23 protein-coding genes are annotated in these 20,808 nt (G+C 62.2%); 6 read left to right on the forward strand and 17 right to left on the reverse strand.

Annotation, left to right across the window (positions count from 1 at the left end):
• Positions 1-33: 33 nt before the first annotated feature.
• The 8 genes from rseP to O7A70_RS10700 form a co-directional block, all read right to left on the reverse strand.
• On the reverse strand, positions 34-1,176 hold the full coding sequence (gene rseP, locus O7A70_RS10665; protein WP_337140352.1) for an RIP metalloprotease RseP: 1,143 nt from the start codon (positions 1,174-1,176) through the stop codon (positions 34-36).
• Positions 1,177-1,273: 97 nt separating this feature from the next.
• On the reverse strand, positions 1,274-2,089 hold the full coding sequence (locus O7A70_RS10670; RefSeq protein ID WP_337140353.1) for a phosphatidate cytidylyltransferase: 816 nt from the start codon (positions 2,087-2,089) through the stop codon (positions 1,274-1,276).
• Positions 2,086-2,820 (reverse strand): isoprenyl transferase, encoded by a 735-nt coding sequence (locus O7A70_RS10675; protein WP_337140354.1) that lies wholly within the window; start codon positions 2,818-2,820, stop codon positions 2,086-2,088. Before O7A70_RS10675 ends, O7A70_RS10670 begins: the two co-directional genes overlap by 4 nt.
• Positions 2,821-2,852: 32 nt before the next feature.
• Positions 2,853-3,407: a ribosome recycling factor gene (gene frr, locus O7A70_RS10680; protein WP_027142617.1), complete on the reverse strand. Its 555-nt coding sequence runs from the start codon at positions 3,405-3,407 to the stop codon at positions 2,853-2,855.
• A gap of 102 nt (positions 3,408-3,509) precedes the next feature.
• Complete coding sequence (pyrH, locus tag O7A70_RS10685; protein ID WP_337140355.1) at positions 3,510-4,232, reverse strand: UMP kinase; 723 nt, start codon at positions 4,230-4,232, stop codon at positions 3,510-3,512.
• 152 nt (positions 4,233-4,384) lie between these two features.
• Positions 4,385-5,494, reverse strand: coding sequence for an aldo/keto reductase (locus O7A70_RS10690; protein WP_337140356.1), 1,110 nt, complete (start codon positions 5,492-5,494; stop codon positions 4,385-4,387).
• Positions 5,495-5,529: 35 nt separating this feature from the next.
• On the reverse strand, positions 5,530-6,057 hold the full coding sequence (locus O7A70_RS10695) for a nuclear transport factor 2 family protein (protein WP_337140357.1): 528 nt from the start codon (positions 6,055-6,057) through the stop codon (positions 5,530-5,532).
• A 63-nt stretch (positions 6,058-6,120) separates the two neighbouring features.
• Complete coding sequence (locus O7A70_RS10700) at positions 6,121-6,549, reverse strand: nuclear transport factor 2 family protein (RefSeq protein ID WP_337140358.1); 429 nt, start codon at positions 6,547-6,549, stop codon at positions 6,121-6,123.
• Positions 6,550-6,657: 108 nt separating this feature from the next.
• Here O7A70_RS10700 and O7A70_RS10705 point away from each other — a divergent pair, with 108 nt between their 5' ends.
• Positions 6,658-7,593 carry a LysR family transcriptional regulator gene (locus O7A70_RS10705; RefSeq protein ID WP_337140359.1) on the forward strand — a complete coding sequence of 312 codons (936 nt, stop codon included), beginning with the start codon at positions 6,658-6,660 and terminating at the stop codon, positions 7,591-7,593.
• Between the two features lie 13 nt (positions 7,594-7,606).
• Here the strand turns inward: O7A70_RS10705 and tsf are convergent, their stop codons facing one another.
• From tsf to O7A70_RS10730, 5 genes are all read right to left on the reverse strand, one after another.
• Positions 7,607-8,527 carry a translation elongation factor Ts gene (gene tsf, locus O7A70_RS10710; protein ID WP_027142611.1) on the reverse strand — a complete coding sequence of 307 codons (921 nt, stop codon included), beginning with the start codon at positions 8,525-8,527 and terminating at the stop codon, positions 7,607-7,609.
• Between the two features lie 109 nt (positions 8,528-8,636).
• A complete protein-coding gene (gene rpsB, locus O7A70_RS10715; RefSeq protein ID WP_140505484.1) occupies positions 8,637-9,419 on the reverse strand; it encodes a 30S ribosomal protein S2 in 783 nt (260 codons plus the stop codon).
• A gap of 175 nt (positions 9,420-9,594) precedes the next feature.
• Positions 9,595-10,206, reverse strand: coding sequence for a LysE family translocator (locus O7A70_RS10720; protein ID WP_337140360.1), 612 nt, complete (start codon positions 10,204-10,206; stop codon positions 9,595-9,597).
• Entirely contained in the window at positions 10,203-10,481 is a 279-nt protein-coding gene (locus O7A70_RS10725) for a DUF4031 domain-containing protein (protein ID WP_027142608.1), read from the reverse strand. The genes O7A70_RS10720 and O7A70_RS10725 overlap by 4 nt, the downstream gene beginning before the upstream one ends.
• Positions 10,482-10,512: 31 nt before the next feature.
• Positions 10,513-11,343, reverse strand: a complete 831-nt coding sequence (locus tag O7A70_RS10730) for a cell envelope integrity EipB family protein (protein WP_027142607.1) — start codon at positions 11,341-11,343, stop codon at positions 10,513-10,515.
• A 139-nt stretch (positions 11,344-11,482) separates the two neighbouring features.
• On the opposite strand from O7A70_RS10730, the gene O7A70_RS10735 reads away from it, so the two are divergent.
• From O7A70_RS10735 to O7A70_RS10750, 4 genes are all read left to right on the forward strand, one after another.
• Positions 11,483-11,947, forward strand: coding sequence for a RidA family protein (locus O7A70_RS10735; protein ID WP_015317774.1), 465 nt, complete (start codon positions 11,483-11,485; stop codon positions 11,945-11,947).
• Positions 11,948-11,961: 14 nt separating this feature from the next.
• On the forward strand, positions 11,962-12,690 hold the full coding sequence (locus O7A70_RS10740; protein WP_337140560.1) for a glycerophosphodiester phosphodiesterase: 729 nt from the start codon (positions 11,962-11,964) through the stop codon (positions 12,688-12,690).
• A 55-nt stretch (positions 12,691-12,745) separates the two neighbouring features.
• A complete protein-coding gene (locus tag O7A70_RS10745; RefSeq protein ID WP_337140361.1) occupies positions 12,746-13,957 on the forward strand; it encodes a GNAT family N-acetyltransferase in 1,212 nt (403 codons plus the stop codon).
• A 95-nt stretch (positions 13,958-14,052) separates the two neighbouring features.
• Positions 14,053-14,484, forward strand: coding sequence for an HIT family protein (locus O7A70_RS10750; RefSeq protein ID WP_337140561.1), 432 nt, complete (start codon positions 14,053-14,055; stop codon positions 14,482-14,484).
• Between the two features lie 195 nt (positions 14,485-14,679).
• On the opposite strand, the gene clpA is transcribed toward O7A70_RS10750, so the two are convergent.
• From clpA to O7A70_RS10765, 3 genes are all read right to left on the reverse strand, one after another.
• Positions 14,680-17,148, reverse strand: coding sequence for an ATP-dependent Clp protease ATP-binding subunit ClpA (clpA, locus tag O7A70_RS10755; RefSeq protein ID WP_140768279.1), 2,469 nt, complete (start codon positions 17,146-17,148; stop codon positions 14,680-14,682).
• 6 nt (positions 17,149-17,154) lie between these two features.
• Positions 17,155-17,484 (reverse strand): ATP-dependent Clp protease adapter ClpS, encoded by a 330-nt coding sequence (gene clpS / locus O7A70_RS10760; RefSeq protein WP_010909565.1) that lies wholly within the window; start codon positions 17,482-17,484, stop codon positions 17,155-17,157.
• Positions 17,485-17,738: 254 nt separating this feature from the next.
• Positions 17,739-18,068: a phasin family protein gene (locus O7A70_RS10765; RefSeq protein WP_027142601.1), complete on the reverse strand. Its 330-nt coding sequence runs from the start codon at positions 18,066-18,068 to the stop codon at positions 17,739-17,741.
• A 284-nt stretch (positions 18,069-18,352) separates the two neighbouring features.
• Here O7A70_RS10765 and O7A70_RS10770 point away from each other — a divergent pair, with 284 nt between their 5' ends.
• Positions 18,353-19,774 (forward strand): D-alanyl-D-alanine carboxypeptidase family protein, encoded by a 1,422-nt coding sequence (locus tag O7A70_RS10770; protein WP_337140362.1) that lies wholly within the window; start codon positions 18,353-18,355, stop codon positions 19,772-19,774.
• Between the two features lie 46 nt (positions 19,775-19,820).
• Here O7A70_RS10770 and O7A70_RS10775 read toward each other — a convergent pair whose 3' ends face one another.
• On the reverse strand, positions 19,821-20,522 hold the full coding sequence (locus tag O7A70_RS10775) for a DnaJ domain-containing protein (protein WP_337140363.1): 702 nt from the start codon (positions 20,520-20,522) through the stop codon (positions 19,821-19,823).
• Positions 20,523-20,808: the final 286 nt, after the last annotated feature.

Raw genomic sequence — 20,808 nt, forward strand, 5'->3', positions numbered from 1 at the left:
TCGACCATGCCCAGGCCAAATTCCTTCATGATTTCAGCACCCAAAGAGATCGTTCCAGAACACGAACGCCATGAAGCACAGCACCAGAAGCAGACCGGCCCGATAGGCCATTTCCATCATCCGTTCCGACACCGGCCGGCGGATGACGGCCTCCACCCCGTAGAACAACAGATGGCCGCCGTCGAGGGGGGGAATCGGCAAAAGGTTTAGAATGCCTATCCCCACGGAGAGCAGCGCGACAAGCTGCACCAGCCACTCGAAACCGAGTTTGGCAGCCTTGCCGGCCATGCCGGCGATCTTGACCGGACCACCCAGCTGGCACTTGTCCTCGCGCCCGACGACGAAGCGCTGCAGAAACTGGCCCGTGCGCTCGATGACATGGCCCGTTTCCTCAACGGCCGCCGCAACGGCTCCCACCGGGGTGTATGTGATGAGACGAGGCTGGCCGAGTTCCTTGTTGTTGACGACGCCGATCACCGCAACCTTGATCTTGTTGCCGAGCGCGTCCTCTTGTTCCATCAGGTGCGGCGTCGCGGTCACCGTGACCTCCTTGCCGCCGCGCAGCATGACGAAGGTGATGGTGTCGCCGGCCCGGCCCGAGACCAGCCGCTGCACGTCTCCGAAGGTTTCGACCTTGCTGCCGTCGACGCTGACGAATCGGTCGCCAGGCAAAATGCCGGCTTTGGCCGCGGGACTCTCGGCGGTAACCTCCGCCACCATGGGCTCCGCCACATAACGACCATAGGAGGCAAACAGCACGGAAAAGACGACGATCGTCAGCAGGAAGTTGAACAGCGGCCCGGCCACCACCGTTGCCGCGCGCTTCCAGATCGCCTGGGTGTGGAAGGCAACCTTGCGTTCCTCGTCGGTCAGCGTTTCGAGCTCATCCGATGTCGGCTTGCTGGAGGTGGCGCTCATGTCGCCGACAAACTTGACATAACCGCCAAGCGGGATGGCGCAAAGCTTCCAGCGCGTGCCGTGCCTGTCGTTGAAGCCTATGAGCTCCGGACCGAAGCCGATCGAGAAGGCCCTGACCCCGATGCCGCACCAGCGGCCGACGAGGTAGTGGCCCATCTCGTGAACGAACACCACCACGGTCAGTACGAAGAGAAACGGCACGAGCGTGCCGAGAAAGAGGCCTTCCGTGCTGAAAATCGCGTGAAGAATCTCGTTCAACTCAAGCCCTCAAATTCTTCCGCGGTCGCTGCGTGACTGTGACATCAATACAGGCGAATCCAAGGCACGTCCGCGCCAGATCGTGGAATGACACCATTCAAATGGCAAACAGCCCCTGTGCCGGATGGTCGGCGCCCGCCGAAATCCAACCGATGACGTATAGGGCAAGAGCGGCCGCGACAAGCCCGTCGACGCGATCCATGACGCCGCCATGGCCAGGAATGAGCACGCCCGAATCCTTGCGGCCGTGCCGCCGTTTGACCCAGGATTCGAACAGGTCGCCAGCTTGGGCGACAACGGACAGCACCAGCGCCACAAAGCCGAGCAACGCCAGGTTGCCGGCGCCGGCAATGGCTGCCAGCAAAAGTCCCGCGACGACGCCACCGACCGCCCCGCCGAACGCGCCGCTGCGCGTCTTGCCTGGCGAAATCGACGGCGCCAGTTTGGGCCCGCCGACGGCGCGCCCGACGAAATAGGCGAAGATGTCGGTCGCCCAGACGACCGCGAACAGGAACAGGATGGCGACGAAGCCCGAATGGTCGCCGTCGCGCAGCAGGGCAAGCGACAGACCCGACACGCAGGCATAGGCAAGGCCGCCAGCGTCCCACTGGCCGATCCTGCGAATTCCCGCGGTGGTCGCCGTTATCGCAACCAGAATCACCACGAGCGGCAGCAGCCACAATGCGGACAGGCCGGCAATCAAGGTACCGACGAAAATGACCATCAGCGCTTCCGGCAGGAAGCCAAGCCCGTCGGCCGCGGCGGGCCGCGACATGCGTGTCCATTCATAAAAGATCATTGCCGCCATGACGGCGCACAGCAGCCGGAAAGGCAGGCCGCCAAGCCAAGTCAGGCCAAGGGCCGCAATAGCGAGCACGACCGCCGAAATCACACGTAGCTGAAGGTTGCTCATCCCGCGGCCGGTCGCGACGCGACGTCTTGCGGGTCCAGTCCGCCGAAGCGGCGCTCGCGGCCGGCATATTCGCGCAAGGCCTCGGCGAGATGCTCGCGATTGAAGTCCGGCCAGTAGCACGGCAGGAAGACGAGTTCGCTGTAGGCGGCCTGCCATAAGAGGAAGTTGGACAGGCGAAGCTCGCCGCTGGTGCGGATGACCAGCTCCGGATCGGGAATGCCTTGCGTGTCGAGAGAGCCGGCAAAGCTTTCGGCGGTGATCGCCTCGCTGTCGATTTCACCGCGCGCCACCGCCTCGGCGAGCTTGCGCGCCGTGCGCACGATCTCGTCGCGCCCGCCGTAATTGAAGGCGATCACCAGCGTCAGCGAGGTGTTGTGGGTCGTCAGCGATTCGGCTTCCTCGAGCAGCCCCCTGATGTCCGCCTGCAGCCCTGCCCGGTCGCCGATGATCCTGACCCGCACGCCGCTCTGGTGCAGCTCGGCAAGGTCGCGACGGATGAACAGCTTCAACAACCCCATAAGGTCGCTGACCTCGGACTTCGGCCGTGACCAGTTCTCCGACGAGAAAGCATAGACGGTCAGGAAGGAGATACCGAGACCGGGGGCGGCACGCACAGCCTTGCGCAGCGCCTCGACACCGGCGCGATGACCCGCGAGCCTCGGCATACCGCGCGCCTTGGCCCAGCGTCCATTTCCATCCATGATGATCGCGACATGCGCGGGCGTTGTCATGATCTCGCTTTCGGATCAGCCAAGGGCCAACCCTAAACCTGCATGATTTCAGCTTCCTTGTCGGAAAGCAGATGATCGATGGTGCTGATGGTCTCGTCGGTAAGTTTCTGGACCTGGTCGGAACGCTTGCGCTGATCGTCCTCGCTGATGTCGCCGTCCTTCTCCGCCTTCTTCAGGAAATCCATGCCATCGCGACGCACATGGCGCGCGGCGACGCGCGCGTTCTCGGCATAGCCGTGCGAAATCTTGACCAGTTCCTTGCGGCGCTGCTCGTTGAGCTCCGGCAGCGGAATCCTCAGATTGGTGCCGTCGACGATCGGGTTGAAGCCCAGATTGGATTCCCGGATCGCGCGGTCGACCGCGCCGACCATCGACTTGTCCCAGACCGAGACCGAGATCATGCGCGGCTCAGGCACGGTGACGTTGGCCACCTGATTGATCGGCATGGTGGTGCCATAGGCTTGCACCTGGATCGCGTCGAGCAGGTTGCTGGAGGCGCGACCGGTCCGCAGCGAGGCCAGATCATGCTTGAACGCCGCGATTGCCCCATCCATGCGCCGCTTGAGATCGTCGTACTCACCACTCATTCTAGTCTCCTCGACCCGTCTGCGGCGGGTTCACTGCTTCGGGGCAAAGGCCCCGTGTTCGAGCCTGATTTCGAAACCCGGTTTCCCGGGATCAGGCCCGGATCACTCGTCCGCGACGACCGTACAGCGGCCGCCGCCCCTCAGAATATCGCCGAAACCACCTTTTTCGTGGATCGAATAGACGATTATCGGAATGTTGTTTTCGCGCGCAAGTGCAATCGCAGCCGTATCCATGATCGAAAGGCCGCGATTTATGACTTCGGCATGGCTAATGCGTTCGAAACGTGTCGCGCTTGGGTCTTTTTTCGGGTCGGCCGAATAGACGCCGTCGACCTGCGTGCCCTTGAACAACGCGTCGGCGCCGATTTCGGCCGCACGGAGCGCTGCGGCCGAATCGGTGGTGAAGAACGGATTGCCGGTGCCGCCGGCGAAGATCACCACCTTGCCCTGGTTCATGTAGGCGGTCGCCTGGCGCTGCGAAAAGCTCTCGCAAAGCTCGGGCATGGCAATCGCGGACAGCACGACGGCCTCGACGCCGATCTTGTTCAGCGATGTGCGCAGCGCCAGCGAATTGATGACGGTGGCAAGCATGCCCATATGGTCGCCGGTAACGCGGTCCCCACCCTTGGAGGCAACGGCCACGCCGCGAAAGATATTGCCGCCGCCAATGACGACACCCACCTCTATGCCCAGCGCGCGCGCCTCGGCGATGTCGCCGGCGATGCGGTCCACGACCGAGACATCGATGCCGAAATGCTGTTCGCCCATCAACGCTTCGCCCGAAGCTTTCAGCAGAACACGTCGGTAGAGGGGCTTCACCGTCATCTGGTTCCTCGAAAATCCCGGCGCGGCAAGCTCTGAAGGCGAAAAAGGCCTCCTGCTTCGCCCGGCGGTGCTGTCATGACGGGTTGACCGGATACACGAAGGGCGCGGCGATGTCACGCCGCGCCTTTGTGCAAAATTCCAGGCTTTTTGGATCAGTTGCTGCTGATGGCAACGGCCTCGCCTTCGACCACGACCGGCAACGCATAACCGGACGGCTTGTCGCCGGTCACGACACCACCGGCGACACGGACCTGGATCTCGGGACCGAAATAGGAATGCGGGAACGGCGCCGGCGTGCCGCTCACCTTGTCCAGCCGCTGGCGAAGCGCGGGCGGTATCGAGAAATCGAGCGCGGCAAGATTGTCCTGCAACTGCGAAAGTCTCGTTGCCCCAAGGATGACGGTGGCGATTCCTGGCTGTGTCGCCACCCAGTTGAGCGCCACCTGAGCCATGCCGCGGCCGAGTTCGGCGGCGACTTTCTCCAACTCCGCCACAACAGCCCAGTTGTGATCCGTGAATTTCTGGAAGCCGGGATGGGTGGTGTTGCGGAAGCCGTCGAGCCGGCCGGCATTGCCCGCTTCCATCGGCCGGTATTTGCCGCTCAACAGGCCGCTGGCCAGCGGGCTCCAGACCATGATGCCGGCGCCATGACGTGTCCCGAACGGCACGAATTCATGCTCGATGGCACGCTCCGCCAGGGAGTATTCGAGCTGCAACGCCGAGATCGGCTCATAGCCACGCAGTTCGGCGATCGCCTGAGCCCGCCCAGCATACCAGGCCGGCACGTCGGACAGGCCGATGTGACGTATCTTGCCTGCCCGAACCAGATCGTCGAGCGTACGCAGTACTTCCTCGGCCGGCGTCAGCCTGTCCCAGATATGCATGAGATAGAGATCGATGTAGTCGGTGCCCAGCCGCTTCAGCGAGGCGTCGACGGCACGCATGATATTCTTGCGGCCATTGCCGCCGGCGTTCGGATTGCCGGGGTTCGAGTTCATGGTGAACTTGGTGGCGATCACCGCCTTGTCGCGCAAGCCTCGCTCGGCCACGAATTCACCGAGCCAGGTCTCGGCGGTGCCCGCGGTATAAAGGTCGGCGGTGTCGAAGAAATTGCCGCCGGCCTCGACATAGGCGTCGAACATCGCGCGCGCCGTATCCCGGTCCGCGCCCCAGCCCCATTCCGTGCCGAAGGTCATCGTGCCCAGCGCCAGCCGGCTGACGCGCAGGCCGCTGTTGCCGAGTGTGTAGTAGCTCATGGTCATTGTCTTTTCCGATCCTGATCCGGTTGATGCGGGCGTCATTGGCCCGGGGTCGTCTTGACCCAGGGATTGCCGCGTTCATGCGTCATGTGGAAGGTGAAGCCATCGACCTTCCAGGCGGTGCCAGAACGCGTCAGGTGGTGCTCATAGGTGCCCCAGACTTCCCAGAGTGGATCGCCATTGCCCTCCATCCGGTTCCAGGCATAGCCGTTCGACAGAACAGTCGCCGTGTCCGCCTCGAGGACGACCTGGTGATTGGTGCGCAGGTGCAGGCTGGTCTTGCTGCCCTTGAGATTGCCGGCCCAGGCGCCGATCAGATCGTCGGAGGCAATGTTGGCCGCGGGCTGCCCGGACAGGCTGCTGAAGTCGGCGGTGACCCTATCCGCGAAATAGCTGCGCGCGCGTTTCCAGTCCTGCGCGTCGACGGCGCGGTCGATGGCATCGGCGATACGGATCACGGCGCGTTCATCGGCAAGTGCCTGCCAGCCGGTCGGTTCGGCACCACCGGCATCGACGGGCGCCAAGGCAAGGCCTGCGGCGAAGGTAACGTGTTTCAAGGCATTCATTTCGCTTCTCCTTTGGTGGATAGGTTTGCAAACGGACGGATGATCAGTCGGGGAGGTCCGCCTTCAGCCTTTTGACAGCGCGTCGACAACGACCTGGAACCGGCGCGGGTCGAAATAGTCGTGATAGGCGCTGATCAGGCCATTCTCGAAATGGAAGACGGCAATGTTGCTGTTGGTGTATTCGGTGCCGCCCACGAGCACGGCGCGGTTCCGGTATTCGACCACCACGGCTTCGGAGTCCGCGGCGGGATAGATGGCCGTCAGTTGCGATTCGAAGGTTTCGAAATTGCCGAACAGTCCCCTGAAAGCGGCCACGATCGCTGCCTTGCCGTCGATGCTGTCGCCAAATCCCGCCGGCGGATAGAAGACTATGATGCGGCCATCCTCGGCCCAGAGTTCACTCCAACTGTCGATATCCTTGCGGTGCATCAGGTCAAAGAAGTTGTGTACCGTCTGGAGGTTGCGGGCTTGTCTGGAATGAAGGTCGGACATCGGAGGCTCCTGTCTGATGCTTGCCGTTCGATGCCGTCTTAAATGCCCCGCTTTTGCCTCCTCGATAAGATTGCATGATCTGCATGGACCGTGCGATATGGTTCATGAATGGACCGAGACCTGCTCACCCACCTGCCTGTCATTGTAGCCGTTGCGCGGCGGGGCGGCTTCGCACTTGCCGCGGCGGAACTCGGGATGAGCCCGTCGGCGGTCAGCCACGCGGTGCGGCTCGTCGAGGAGCGTATCGGCCAGCCGCTGTTTGCGCGCACGACGCGCAGCGTTTCGCTCACCGAGGCCGGCAAGGCGCTGGTGGAAACGGCGGCCCCTGCCCTCCAGGATATTGCCGAGCGGATGGACCGCATCCGCAGCGACAAGGGCAGGCCGTCTGGCCTGCTCAGGATCAACGCCTCCAACATCGCGATTCCATTGGCGGTGACGCCGGTCGTCGCCGCGATGGCCGAGCGCTATCCCGACATTACGGTCGAGATTTTTGCCGATCAGGGATTGGTCGACATCGTCGGCGAAGGTTTCGACGCCGGCATCCGGCTCGGCGAGATGATCGCGCAGGACATGGTTGCCATCCGCCTGACGCAGCCCTTCAAAGTCGTCATCGTCGCCTCTCCCGCCTATATCGGGCGACGTGGCCGTCCGCGCCGAGTAGCCGATCTCGCGAACCATAATTGCATAGGGTACCGGCTTGTCCGCTCGGGGGCTCTCTATCGCTGGGATTTGACCGAGGATGGCAAGGACGTGGTCATGGAAACCAGCGGTACGGCCATCGTGACGGATTCGCTCGCCGCCATTGATCTGGCGCTCGCTGGCGTCGGCCTCGCCTATATGTTCGAGCCGCTGGCCCGCGCGGATCTGGCAGCCGGGCGCCTAGTGCAGGTTCTGCCGCAATCAGCGATCGAGGAACCCGGCCTTTTCCTCTACTTCCCGCGCCGCGCCGCGATGGCGCCGAAGCTCAGGGCGTTTATCGATACAGCAAACGAAATCGGCCGGGCATCCCTGCGGACGCCCGGCCGAAAAACACAGTCGGAATAAAGCGGTAGGACGCTTACTTCTTGACCGCCGCCGCGACTTCCGCGGCGAAATCGGACTCTTCCTTCTCGATGCCCTCGCCAAGCGCGAAGCGCAGATAGGCCGTGATCTTGGCCGGCGCGCCGATTTCCTTTTCGGCATCCTTCAGCGCCTTCTCGACAGTGATGTCGGGGTTGAGCACGAAGGCCTGCTTCAAGAGCACGACTTCCTCATAGAACTTGCGCAGGCGACCCTCGACCATCTTTTCGATGATGGCTTCCGGCTTGCCGGACTGGCGCGCCTGGTCGGAGAAGATTGCCTTCTCACGCTCGACCGCTGCCGGGTCGATCTGCTCGGCGGTCAGCGCCATCGGGTTGGTGGCGGCGACATGCATGGCGACCTGGCGGCCAAAGGCATTGGCGGCATGCTCGTTGCCGGTAGTCTCGATCGCGACCAGCACGCCGAGCTTGCCAAGGCCATCGGCGACCGAATTGTGGACGTAGGTCGCAACCGCGCCATGCGGCACGGTCAGCTTGGCCGAGCGACGGAAGCCCAGGTTCTCGCCAATGGTGCCGACAGCGTCCTTGATGGTGTCGGTGACCGACTTGTCCGAACCCGGATACTTCGCGGCGGCCACAGCCTCTGTCGTGCCATAGGCAAGCGCCACCTTGGCGACGTTGGCGACGATTTCCTGGAAGGCGGCATTGCGGGCGACGAAATCAGTCTCGGAATTCACCTCGACGACGGCGGCTTCGCGCACGCCGTTGTCGACGCCGATCAGGCCTTCGGCGGCGGTGCGGCCGGCCTTCTTGTCGGCCTTGGAGATGCCCTTCTTGCGCAGCCAGTCAACGGCTTCTTCCATGTTGCCATTGGTCTCGTTCAACGCCGCCTTGCAGTCCATCATGCCCGCGCCGGTCAAGTCGCGGAGTTCTTTGACCTGTGCAGCCGAAATGCTCATTGTCGCCTCTTTGTTTAAATGCACCGACGCACCATCGTTATTTGATGGTGCGTCTGTTTAGCGTGCCAAAATATGAGAAAGATGAAGGCCGCAAACCGGCCTTCGACTATCAAGCCTCTGGGGCTTCCGACGCCGGAGCCGGATCGAGCGCCGGCTCGACCGGAGCTTCGACCGAAGCGCCGATATCCATGCCGAGCGCGCCCTGCTGACGGGCGATGCCGTCAATCGCGGCCTTGGCGATCAGATCGCAATAAAGCTGGATGGCGCGGGCCGCGTCGTCATTGCCGGGGATCGGGAAATCGATCTTGTCCGGATCGCAGTTCGAATCGATGATGGCAACGACCGGGATGCCCAGGCGCTTGGCCTCGAGGATGGCGATCGCTTCCTTGTTGGTGTCGATCACGAACATCAGGTCGGGCGTCGAGCCCATGTCCTTGATGCCGCCGAGCGCCTTGTCGAGCTTCTCGCGCTCGCGGTCGAGGTTCAGGCGTTCCTTCTTGGTCAGGCCTTGCGCCTCGCCGGCCAGCATCTCGTCGAGCTTGCGCAGGCGCTGGATCGAGTTCGAGATCGTCTTCCAGTTGGTCAGCATGCCGCCGAGCCAACGCGAATTGACGTAGTACTGGGCCGAACGCTGCGCGGCATCGGCGACGATGTCGGACGCCTGGCGCTTGGTGCCGACGAACAGCACGCGGCCGCCCTTGGCAACGGTATCGGAAACCTGCTTCAGCGCCTGGTGCAGCAAAGGCACCGTCTGCGAGAGGTCGATAATGTGGATGTTGTTGCGGGCGCCATAGATGTAGGGCGCCATCTTCGGGTTCCAGCGGTGGGTCTGGTGGCCGAAGTGAATGCCAGCTTCCAAAAGCTGGCGCATGCTGAAATCAGGCAGTGCCATTCTCATTTCCTTTCCGGTTAGCCTCCACGGACACAGGCATTTTTGGACGAAGTCCTCGAACGCCACCGGAGGTTTCAGCCGGATTTCTCCCGGGCAGACACCAAAGTCCGTGTGTGGAATGAGCGGGCATATAGAGGGGAAGTGCGATAAACGCAAGCCGTGTGACGCTTTCCGCTCAGCGTGCGGCAATCAGCGCTCCGGTGCCGATCATGGCACTGCCGGCGAACCTGTTCATCAGCCGCATGCGCCCGGGCGTCCTGAACCAGCCCGAGGCCCGGCCCGCAAGTACCGCATAGACACCCATGGTGACGATATTGACGCTGACGACGACTGCCACCACCAGCAGGCCATCGACAAACGTCAGCGTGTCGAGATCGAGGATCAGCGGCATGATCGAGGCATGAAACAGGATCGCCTTCGGGTTCCCCAGCGCAATGGACGCGCCAAGGAAGAAGAATCGCGACAATCTCGCCTGTGCCGTCTGCGGCCCGTTCGGTTGCGTGGCCGAGGCCCGCCACATCCTGATGCCGAGAAAAATCAGGTAGGCGGCGCCTGCATATTTAAGCAGGAGGAATATCCATTCGAATGTCTGGGCGAGGGCTACCAGCCCGAGCAGTGCCAGAGTGACCAGCACGGCATCGCCGGCGGCAACCCCCACGCCGGCCATGAAGGCGCGAAGAAAACCACGCGACACGCCATTGGTGATGACCGTGAACATCGCTGGCCCGGGTGTGGCGGCGGCGAGTGTGACGGCTGCGCAATACGCGAAAAATGCCGTTGGTGTCATGACCGGGCCTTTCCGTTGGGTACCCGCACGCGCCTGAAGATCGCGACGATCTCCTCGCGGCTGCATTCGATGGCGCCGAGCCGCACCGCGCGGTCGCGCTCGAAACCGGTTATGTCATAGTGTGGCGCCGATGTCCTGGGCGGCCCCTGGTAGGACGAGCGCTTCACGCCAAGCCGGGATGCGAACCGATGCAGCTCTTCGGTGTCGTCGGCCATCAAATGGCACCAGCGATGGCCTGCCCACTTCCAGATCGCCGCATCGACATAGACCGCCATCAAGCCCGGCCAGTTCACTTGCGCATCGCTGCTACTTCGATACGGGACAAGGCTTTGTCTGGTCGAACAGGGACAGGTTGACCAGCTTGCCGGTCATGGAGAAGTCGCCATAGTCCATGACGAGATCACGGGTGATGCCGTTTTCGTGCAGCTTGAAGCTGATCCGGTATTCCGGCACTTCCTCGCCCTTCTGGGCACTGTCGTCGAAATAGGCGATGTCGACCGGCCAATATTTGTCGGTGGCAAGCTTCGCCAGTGCCGGCGCTTCCGGATCGGCCTTGTCGGCTTCGGTCTTCTTGCCGACGACAACCGTGGTCGTCATCACCTTGTTGGCATCCTCCGAGCCGTCGAACAGGTTGGTCTGATAGAAGTTTTCGCCTTTTTCGGCCTTGCCGATCAACTCGACCAGATGCTGGGTCGGAAACTGGGTGGCCGCGAGTTCAAGACTGTTCTTCTCCGGCTTGTCGATATCGACCTTCAGCCCCTTGGCATTCTTTGTCGCGACGCCCTTGACCTCCTTGTCGAGGTTCTGGTCGACGAAGGACTTCGTTACGAAAGAAAACACCTTGCCTTCCGCATCCTCGAAGGTGGTGGTCTGCTGGTCGGTCAGCTTCGTGTTGTCGCTGGTCGCGATCTGGGTGACGAAACGGAATTTCACCGTGTAGCCTTCGCAGGCCGAGCCGTTGAACTCGTAGACCATACGGCCAGTGATACCGGTGATGCCGGATCGATCATCCGCCTTCTTGAGGGTGAGATCGTAGACGGCGCGATGCGCCTGCAACGCCGGTACGGCGAAAGCGGAGCCCACAGGGAACAGCGCCGACAACAGAACGGCGTGGAATGCAAGGCGCGCTGCGCGCATGAGGTACTCCAATCGTCGCGGCTGATGGCAGGGCCGCAGGGAAAGATGGTCCAGCTTAAAAAAAGTCGTGGCGGAAGCGAGGCAAAAATAGCAATTTCGGCCCGGCCAGCGCGGCACCTTCCAGCAATAGGGAAAAGCAATGAGTGAAACAATCGAAAAGCGGCTAAGTGATCTCGGCGTGACGCTTCCTGTTGCCGCCGCGCCTGCCGCCAACTACGTGCCCTATTGCAGGACCGGCAACCTGCTGTTCACGGCGGGACAATTGCCGCTTAAGGACGGCAAGCTGCAGGCGAGCGGCCTGCTCGGCCGCGACGTCGACACGGCAAGCGGCAAGGACGCCGCGAAATACTGCGCCATCAACATCCTGGCGCAAGCCAAGGCGGCACTTGGCGACCTCGAGAAGATCCGCCGTCTGGTGAAGATCACCGTCTTCGTGGCGTCGGCCCCCGACTTCGTCGAACAGCATCTGGTCGCCAACGGCGCCTCCGATTTCCTGGTTGCCGCGCTTGGTGAAAGCGGCAAGCACGCACGCTCCGCCGTCGGCACCGCCTCCCTGCCGCTTAATGCCGCGGTGGAAATCGAAGCGATCTTTGAAGTCGAATGAGTGAAGGTGCGGACATGACCGACCTCTCCTGGCTGACCGCCCGGCCGGTTGCCCATCGCGGCTTTCACGACATGAACAAGACGCGCTGGGAAAACACGCTTTCCGCCTTCGCCGCCGCGGCCGAACGCGGCTACGCGATCGAATGCGACGTGCATCTGTCGTCGGATGGCGTTCCCATCGTCATCCATGATGACGATCTGCAACGGCTGACAGGTCAGGACGGCTTCGTCTGGCAACGCAGCGCGGCCGAACTTACCGCGCTCAAGGTCGGCGGCACGGCGGATCACGTGCCGACGCTGCAGGAAACGCTCGACCTCGTCGACGGCCGCGTGCCCGTGGTCGTCGAGCTGAAAGGAACTCCCGGTCGCGATGAGGGCCTGGTGGCGCGCGTCGGCAAGATGCTGAAGCGCTACAAGGGCAAGGCGGCGATCATGTCGTTCGATCACTGGCTGATCCGCGATTTCCCCAGGCACGCGCCCGGCATTCCGGCTGGATTGACCGCCTATGGCAAGGACGCCAAGCTGATCGAAGCACATTTTTCCATGCTGGCGCACGAACTCTCCTTTACCTCCTATGCCGCCGGCGATCTGCCGAACCCGTTTGTCAGCTTCGTGCGCGAAAAGCTCAAAATGCCTGTCATCACCTGGACGGTGCATGACCAGCCGGCGGTCGACCTGACCTTTAGATATGCCGACCAGATGACGTTCGAAGGTTTCGAACCCGACCTGGTCAAAGTCGCCTGAGCAGGGTGTCCGAAACGTGACTTGTAGCGGCCCGAATGGAGCTTAAATAAGCCTCATGGATCAGGGCGACGACTGCGACGGACAATCGGCGAATGCGGGCTATTCGATCCGCATCGCCGCGGGCATAGGCGCCTTTACCTGCGATGAATGGAACGGCTTTGCCGGGACCACGCGCGGCGACGCGGCCGGATATAACCCGCTCGTTTCATTCGCTTTTTTGAGCGCTCTGGAGGATTCGGGCTGCGCCGTGCGGCGCACTGGCTGGCAAGGCCATCACCTGCGGCTGGAAACCGCGCAAGGCAGGCTGCTCGGCGCTGTTCCCTGCTATCTCAAGTCGCACAGCCAGGGCGAATATGTGTTCGATCACGGCTGGTCGGATGCCTTCGAGCGCGCCGGCGGCCGTTACTATCCAAAATTGCAAAGTGCCGTGCCGTTCACGCCGGTCACCGGCCCTCGCCTGCTGGTCGGCAAGGGCGAGGATCAGGACGCGGTTAAGGCCGGGCTTGCCGCCGGGCTCAAAATGGTGACCGACAAGCTCGGCATATCCTCGGCGCATGTCACCTTCGCGCAGGAAAGCGACGTCGCGATGCTGGAGGCCGCGGGCTTCCTGCATCGCACCGACCAACAATTCCATTTCTTCAACGAAGGCTTTTCCAGCTATGACGACTTCCTCGCCACGCTTGCCTCGCGCAAGCGCAAGGCGATGAAGAAGGAGCGGCGCGAGGCGCTAGCCGATGGCATCTCGATCGACTGGCTGACCGGCAAGGACCTGACCGAAAAGGCCTGGGACGACTTCTTCGCCTTCTATATGGACACCGGCAGCCGCAAATGGGGCCGCCCCTACCTGAACCGCCAGTTCTTCTCGCTGATCGGCGAACGCATGGCGGACGACATCCTGCTGGTGATGGCCAGGCGCAACGGGCGCTACATTGCCGGCGCCATCAACTTCATCGGCTCCGACGCGCTCTATGGCCGCAATTGGGGCTGCATCGAGGATCATCCCTACCTGCATTTTGAGGTCTGCTATCACCAGGCCATCGACTTCGCCATCGAACGCAAGTTGAAGGTGGTCGAAGCAGGCGCGCAAGGCGAGCACAAGCTGGCGCGCGGCTACCGACCGGTGACCATGCATTCGGCGCACTACATTGCCCACCCCGGCCTGCGCAAAGCGGTCGCCGATTATCTCGGCCGCGAGCGGCGCGAGGTGGAGCGGATGGGCGAATATCTGGAAGAACATACCCCGTTCCGCAAAGATCTCGAGGAATAGCGACCGGGCTGCCTGGGCAGTGTCGACTTCGCCCGATCGTCTTGCCGAGTTTCGACGGCTTCGCTACACGAAAGACACAATCCGGAGCGTTCACGATGGCCCAAACCGCCTACGACACCGACAACATCTTCGCGAAGATCCTGCGCGGCGAAATACCCTCGCACCGCATCTATGAGGACGAAGCGGTCGTGGCCTTCATGGATGTGATGCCACAGGGGCCGGGGCATACGCTGGTGATGCCGAAGGTGCCGTCGCGCAACCTGCTCGACGCCGATCCGTCAACATTCGGTCCGCTTTTCACGGTGGTCCAGAAAGTGGCGCGGGCCGTCCGCAAAGCATTTGATGCCGACGGCGTCACCGTCATGCAGTTCAATGAACCTGCTTCGGGGCAGACCGTCTATCATCTTCACGTGCATGTCATTCCGCGCTTCGACGGCATCCCGCTGAAGCCCCACAGCGGCCAGATGGAGAATCCGGAAGTGCTGGCGCGGAACGCAGACAAGATCCGTGCCGCGCTGGGAAGCTGATTCCGCGCATCATTTCGCGAAGAGAATCGGCCGCTCGCGTGAGCCGTTCGATCGCGCTCGGGCGGGGGCGTTGCATCAGTCCTTAGGCAGAAGCTTCCCCGAGGGCCCCGGCGATGCTCGACTTCCTGAACGCGCCACCTCGTCGTCCCAATGAAAAAGCCCCGTTTCCGGGGCTCTCTTCAACTTTTGTCAGGCTCAGTTCTTTCTGGGCAGTTGCGGCACGAGGCTGCGCTTGCCGCCGTCCTTGCCCTTGGGCTCGGGCTTCTGCGCCACGACCTTCTTTGCCGCAGGCTTCCTGGCCACGGCCTTGGAGGGCTTCGGCGCGTCTTCCGGCTCTTCCTTCTTCGGCTTCACCGGCGCCTCGTCGGCGAGCGATTCGAGCTTGAGGCCGGTCTCGCCGGTTTCCTTCTTCTCGACGGTGACGCGCACCGTGCCGCCCTTCTTCAGCTTGCCGAACAGCACTTCGTCGGCCAGCGGCTTCTTGATGTGCTCCTGGATGACGCGGCCGAGCGGACGCGCGCCCATGCGTTCGTCATAGCCCTTGTCGGCGAGCCAGGCGATCGCGTCCGGCGACAGGTCGAAGGTGACGCCACGCTCGGAAAGCTGGGCTTCCAGCTGCATGACGAACTTCTGCACCACCTGGTGGATGACCGGCACCGGCAGCGAGCCGAACGGAATGATCGCATCGAGACGGTTGCGGAATTCCGGCGTGAACAGCCGGTTGATCGCTTCGACATCGTCGCCTTCGCGCTTGGTCGAACCGAAACCGATCGCCGCGCGCTGCGCATCGGATGCGCCCGCATTGGTGGTCATGATCAGGATGACATTGCGGAAGTCGATCTGCTTGCCGTTGTGGTCGGTCAGCTTGCCGTGGTCCATCACCTGCAACAGGATGTTGAACAGGTCGGGATGCGCCTTTTCGACCTCGTCGAGCAGCAGCACGCAGTGCGGATGCTGGTCGACACCGTCGGTCAAAAGGCCGCCCTGGTCGAAGCCGACATAGCCGGGAGGCGCGCCGATCAGCCGCGAGACGGTGTGGCGTTCCATATATTCCGACATGTCGAAACGGATCAGTTCTACGCCGAGCGAGGCGGCCAACTGCTTGGCGACTTCGGTCTTACCGACGCCGGTCGGACCTGAGAACAGGTAGGAGCCGATCGGCTTCTCCGGTTCGCGCAGGCCGGCACGCGCCAGCTTGATCGCCGAGGTCAGCGCGGTGATGGCGGTGTCCTGGCCGTAGACGACGCGCTTGAGCTCGATGTCCAGGCCCTGCAGCACCTTCTCGTCATCGGCCGAAACCGTTTTCGGCGGGATGCGCGCCATGGTGGCGATCGTCGCTTCGATCTCCTTGATACCGATCGTCTTCTTGCGCTTGGCTTCGGGCACCAGCATCTGCGAGGCGCCGGTCTCGTCGATCACGTCGATCGCCTTGTCCGGCAGCTTGCGGTCGTTGATGTAGCGCGCCGACAGCTCCACCGAGGCCTTGATCGCCTCGTTGGTGAACTTCACCTTGTGGAATTCCTCATAATAAGGCTTCAGGCCCTTCATGATCTCGATGGCGTCCTCGATGGTCGGCTCGTTGACGTCGATCTTCTGGAAGCGCCGCACCAGCGCGCGGTCCTTCTCGAAGAACTGGCGGAACTCCTTGTAGGTGGTCGAACCGATGCAGCGGATCGCACCCGACGACAGAGCCGGCTTCAACAGGTTCGACGCATCCATGGCGCCGCCTGACGTAGCACCCGCACCGATCACGGTGTGGATCTCGTCGATGAACAGCACCGCGCCCGGATAGTCCTCGAGCTCCTTGACGACCTGCTTCAGCCGTTCCTCGAAATCACCGCGATAGCGCGTGCCGGCCAAAAGCGTGCCCATGTCGAGCGCGAAGATGGTGGCATTGTGCAGGACTTCCGGCACGTCGCCCTCGACGATGCGCTTGGCCAGGCCTTCGGCGATCGCCGTCTTGCCGACGCCGGGATCACCGACATAGAGCGGGTTGTTCTTGGAGCGGCGGCACAGCACCTGGATGGTGCGGTTGATCTCGCTCTCGCGGCCGATCAGCGGATCGATCTTGCCGGCCTTGGCCTTGTTGTTGAGATTGACGCAATAGGCGGTCAGCGCGTCCTGCTGCTGCTTCTTCTTGCCGCCTTCCTCCTGGGGCTCGGCACCGTTCTGGCCGCCCTGCTCGTCATCGGCGCCGCGCGGGGTGCGGCTCTCGGACGCGCCCGGACGCTTGGCGATGCCATGCGAGATGTAGTTGACCGCGTCGTAGCGGGTCATCTGCTGTTCCTGCAGGAAATAAGCGGCATGGCTTTCGCGCTCGGCGAAGATGGCGACGAGCACGTTGGCACCCGACACTTCCTCGCGGCCAGATGACTGCACATGGATCACCGCGCGCTGGATGACGCGCTGGAAACCGGCGGTCGGTTTGGAATCCTCATCGTAGCCGGTGACCAGATTGTCGAGCTCGGTGTCGATGTAGGTCAGAACGGTATGCTTCAGCTCGTCGAGATCGACGTTGCAGGCGCGCATGACGGCGGCCGCCTCGGTGTCGTCGATGAGCGCGAGCAGCAGGTGTTCAAGGGTTGCATATTCATGGTGCCGCTCGTTGGCGAGCGTCAGCGCTTGATGAAGCGCCTTTTCCAGGCCTTGGGAGAAAGCCGGCATGTTACCTCACTTCTTCTCCATCACGCATTGCAGCGGATGCTGATTCTGTCGGGCGAAATCCATGACCTGAGACACTTTGGTCTCGGCCACCTCGAATGTATAGACCCCGCACTCGCCCACTCCATGATTGTGAACATGAAGCATGATGCGTGTGGCAGCTTCGCGGTCCTTCTGGAAAAAACGCTCCAGCACGTGAACCACGAACTCCATCGGAGTGTAGTCGTCGTTGAGGATGAGGACCCGGTAAAGGCTGGGCTTCTTGGTCTTGGTTTTGGTGCGCGTGATGACGGCCGTCCCGCGGCCGGCCTCATTGCCGTCGCCGCCGCCGTTTTGCATCCGCGCCACTCGTCTCGTGGCAGTCAAACCGATCGTCACGTATTCCTGCCTCTTCGAATCCTCATGCGAGTTTCACATGTAGGTGTTCGATGGACGATTTTAAGCCCTTCTGGTTAGCTGACAATATGGCTAGGTGACCAACTTGGCGGAATTTCGCGATCGTGAAGCGTTGACATGAAAAAACCCGGCCGCGTTTCCACGACCGGGTTTTTTCCCGCGCCCAAAGGGCCGGATCTGGAATTCTCGGGCGAAAATTATTTCGCCTTGGCAACGATCGATTCGAACGGCTTGTAGGCTTCCTTGGCGAGTTCGGCATAGAGGTCGCCAATCTTGGTGGCCTCGGCAACGAACGCCTCGTAGGACTGCTTGGCATAGTCGGATTGAATCTCGATCGCCTTGTCCAGCGACTTGGCCGAGAACAGCTTCTCGACCGCGGCGCTGCCAGCTTCGAGGCTCTTCTTGGTGTATTCGCCGGCCTCGGTGGCGATCGCCTGCGCGCCCTTGGACAAAGAGGCGAAGCTCTTCAATCCGGTGTCAGTGAACTCCTTGCCGTATTTGCTGAAGTCCTCATAGGTCTGGGTCATTTCGTACTCTCCCTGGACGGTTGACGCGCCCTGCCCCGAGCGCCGTTGTGCAATGCATAATATATATTGTGCGGCGCACAAAAGTCAAGAATTCAGGGGCTCGCGGCCGCGCTGGCCGCGGCAATGGCTAAAATTCAAATAAAGGAAGGCTCAAACCGCCAGAAAATGGTGAACGCGGCGGTTACCATAAACGGATTGGTAACGCTGCCCCGCTAGCTTGGCCGAAAGTGAGGCAGGATCCCTTTGCCGCCTCCAACGCAACGAGAAATTCAAAGGAACTACCAGTGCGTCAGGCGTTGTCGGGCATCGTTTCCAAATCCGCGTCCCCTCTCAAAACGATCATGATCCTCGCCATGGCGATGACATTCGTCGTCGCGGGTGCCGCCTCGTCGTTCGCGGCAAAATCGGCAGCCATCGTCGTCGACGCCAAGACCGGCAAGGTGCTCTACTCGGCCAATGCCGATGGCCGGCGCTATCCTGCCTCGCTGACCAAGATGATGACGCTCTACCTGACCTTCGAAGCGATGGCGAAGGGCAAGATCAGCAGAAACACGCCAGTGGTGTTTTCAGCCCATGCATCCGCCGAGGCACCGACCAAACTCGGCGTGAAGCCGGGCGGATCGGTCGCGGTCGAGACCGCGATCCTGTCGATAGTCACGAAGTCGGCCAACGACTCGGCGACCGCGCTCGGCGAGATGCTCGGCGGCAACGAAACCAATTTCGCCCGCATGATGACGGCCAAGGCGCGGCAGCTCGGCATGAACGGCACCGTCTTCCGCAACGCCAACGGCCTGCCCGACCCGGGGCAATTCACCACCGCGCGCGACATGGCCACGCTCGGCATCGCGCTCAGGGAACATTTTCCCCAGTACTACGGCTATTTCGCGCAGCGCTCCTTTCTCTACGGTCGCCAGCGCATCAATGGGCACAACCGCCTGCTCGGACGCATCAAGGGCGTCGACGGCATCAAGACCGGCTATACCCGCGCCTCCGGCTTCAATCTCGTCTCCTCCGTTAATGACGGCAACCGCCGCCTTGTCGCCGTCGTCATGGGCGGCACCTCGGGCGGCAGCCGCGACAACCAGATGGCTGGTCTGATCAACGCCTATTTGCCGAGGGCATCGACCCGCGGTGGTGGCGATCTGGTCGCCAAGGCGGACAGCAATCCCATCAGCGCACTTGCGAAGGTTCTCCTGCCCAAGCATGACGCGCCGACCCCGGACGAAAAGCCGGTGGCCGTGGCGGAAGCCGATACGGCCGTCGCGGACGACGCGACCGTTGCCCAGGGCGACAGCGAGGACGAGGATACAGCTGAGGCAGAGGCACCCAAGCTGGTTGTCCCGGCAAAGAAGGTGAAGACGGTCATCGTCTCCGCCCCCAAGGTCGCCACCGCACAGGTCGTGGCTGCCTATGCAGAGCCCGCCCCGGCCGTTGATCCGGTCAACACCGCGTCGGTTCCATCAGGCTGGGCCATCCAGGTCGCTTCCTCGCCGAAGCAGTCCGAAGCCCAGGCTTTCCTCGACAACACAACCAAGCAGGCTCCCAAGGTGCTGGCCGACGCTTCCGGCTTCACCGTCGCTTTCGACAAGGACGGCGTCACCTACTACCGCGCCCGTTTCGGCGGCTTTGGGTCGAAGGACGCCGCGTGGAAGGCCTGCACCGCTTTGAAGAAGAAGAAAATCGAGTGCTACGCCGTCCAGCAATAGGACCGCGTGGAAGGTATCTCCCGGAAAAATTTTGCGTCGAAGGAGACTAGTTGTGATTGGAGAGCAAGACGTCCTTGGCTTCGTTAATCCGCGCCGCCAGGAAAGACGTGCCGCCGATATCGGGGTGCAGGCGCTGCATCAGGCGGCGGTGCGCCTTGCGGACATCCGCCGCGGCGGCCCCCGCTTCAAGACCAAGGACCTTGTAGGCCTCCTCCTTAGTCATGGCGCCCGGACTTGGCGCAACACCCAGCCCTTCGCCACCGTTCGTCTCAGCGTGTTTGCGCCAGACGGGAACTCTGCCGTCAAGATACGTCTCTAGCAACTGCCGGCTCTCCGGATCGCCGGAGAGCTCGCGGTAGAGATGCTGCAATTCCGCAAGGGTCATCGAGCCAAGCATCTTGCCGTCGTGGCGGCCGGCCAGAACCAGCCCTTCAAGGCCGCCCGTATTGTGATCGAGTTCCATCTCGAGTGCCGCCGTCCGCACGGTTGAGCGTTTTCCAGCAACCGGCCTGGCATTTGGCCGGCCCGTACGCGTGGCGCCGTACCAGGCGATTGCCACGAACAGGATGATGCCGCCGATGGCTTGACGCCCTACCAGGAGCACGGCGCCACCGACCAGCGCCAGCAGGATCGGCCCCAAGGTTCTCATCCCGCTTGCGAGTTGCGCCGGATCCGCGCGGAGAAAAGCCGTGGCTACCCCCAGGAGCACCAGCAACAACGCGACCACAACGATAATTGCGCCTAACATTTCCCATCGCCCCGCAGGTATCCTGTCCGCCTGGACAGCCGCGTGATGTCCTTCAACACTTTTTCTGCGCCAGAATCATGGCCTTTACCCGGGCTGGAAGAGGACCATCGTGCGAACTGGTTCCGCAACGCCGCGGCCTGTGTCGACTTCGACGGTTCTTCATCGCGCATGGATTTGAAGATGTGGCGTTGTCCCCTCGCTTGCAAGTCCAGCACGAGGCAAGATTGAGGGCCAGAAAATGTCTAAAGCGCGTCGCGTCGAAACGGACCTATGCGACGCGCTTCAG

It is taken from the genome of Mesorhizobium sp. Cs1299R1N1, from assembly GCF_037179655.1.
In the GTDB taxonomy this organism is placed as follows: Bacteria; Pseudomonadota; Alphaproteobacteria; order Rhizobiales; family Rhizobiaceae; genus Mesorhizobium; species Mesorhizobium salmacidum.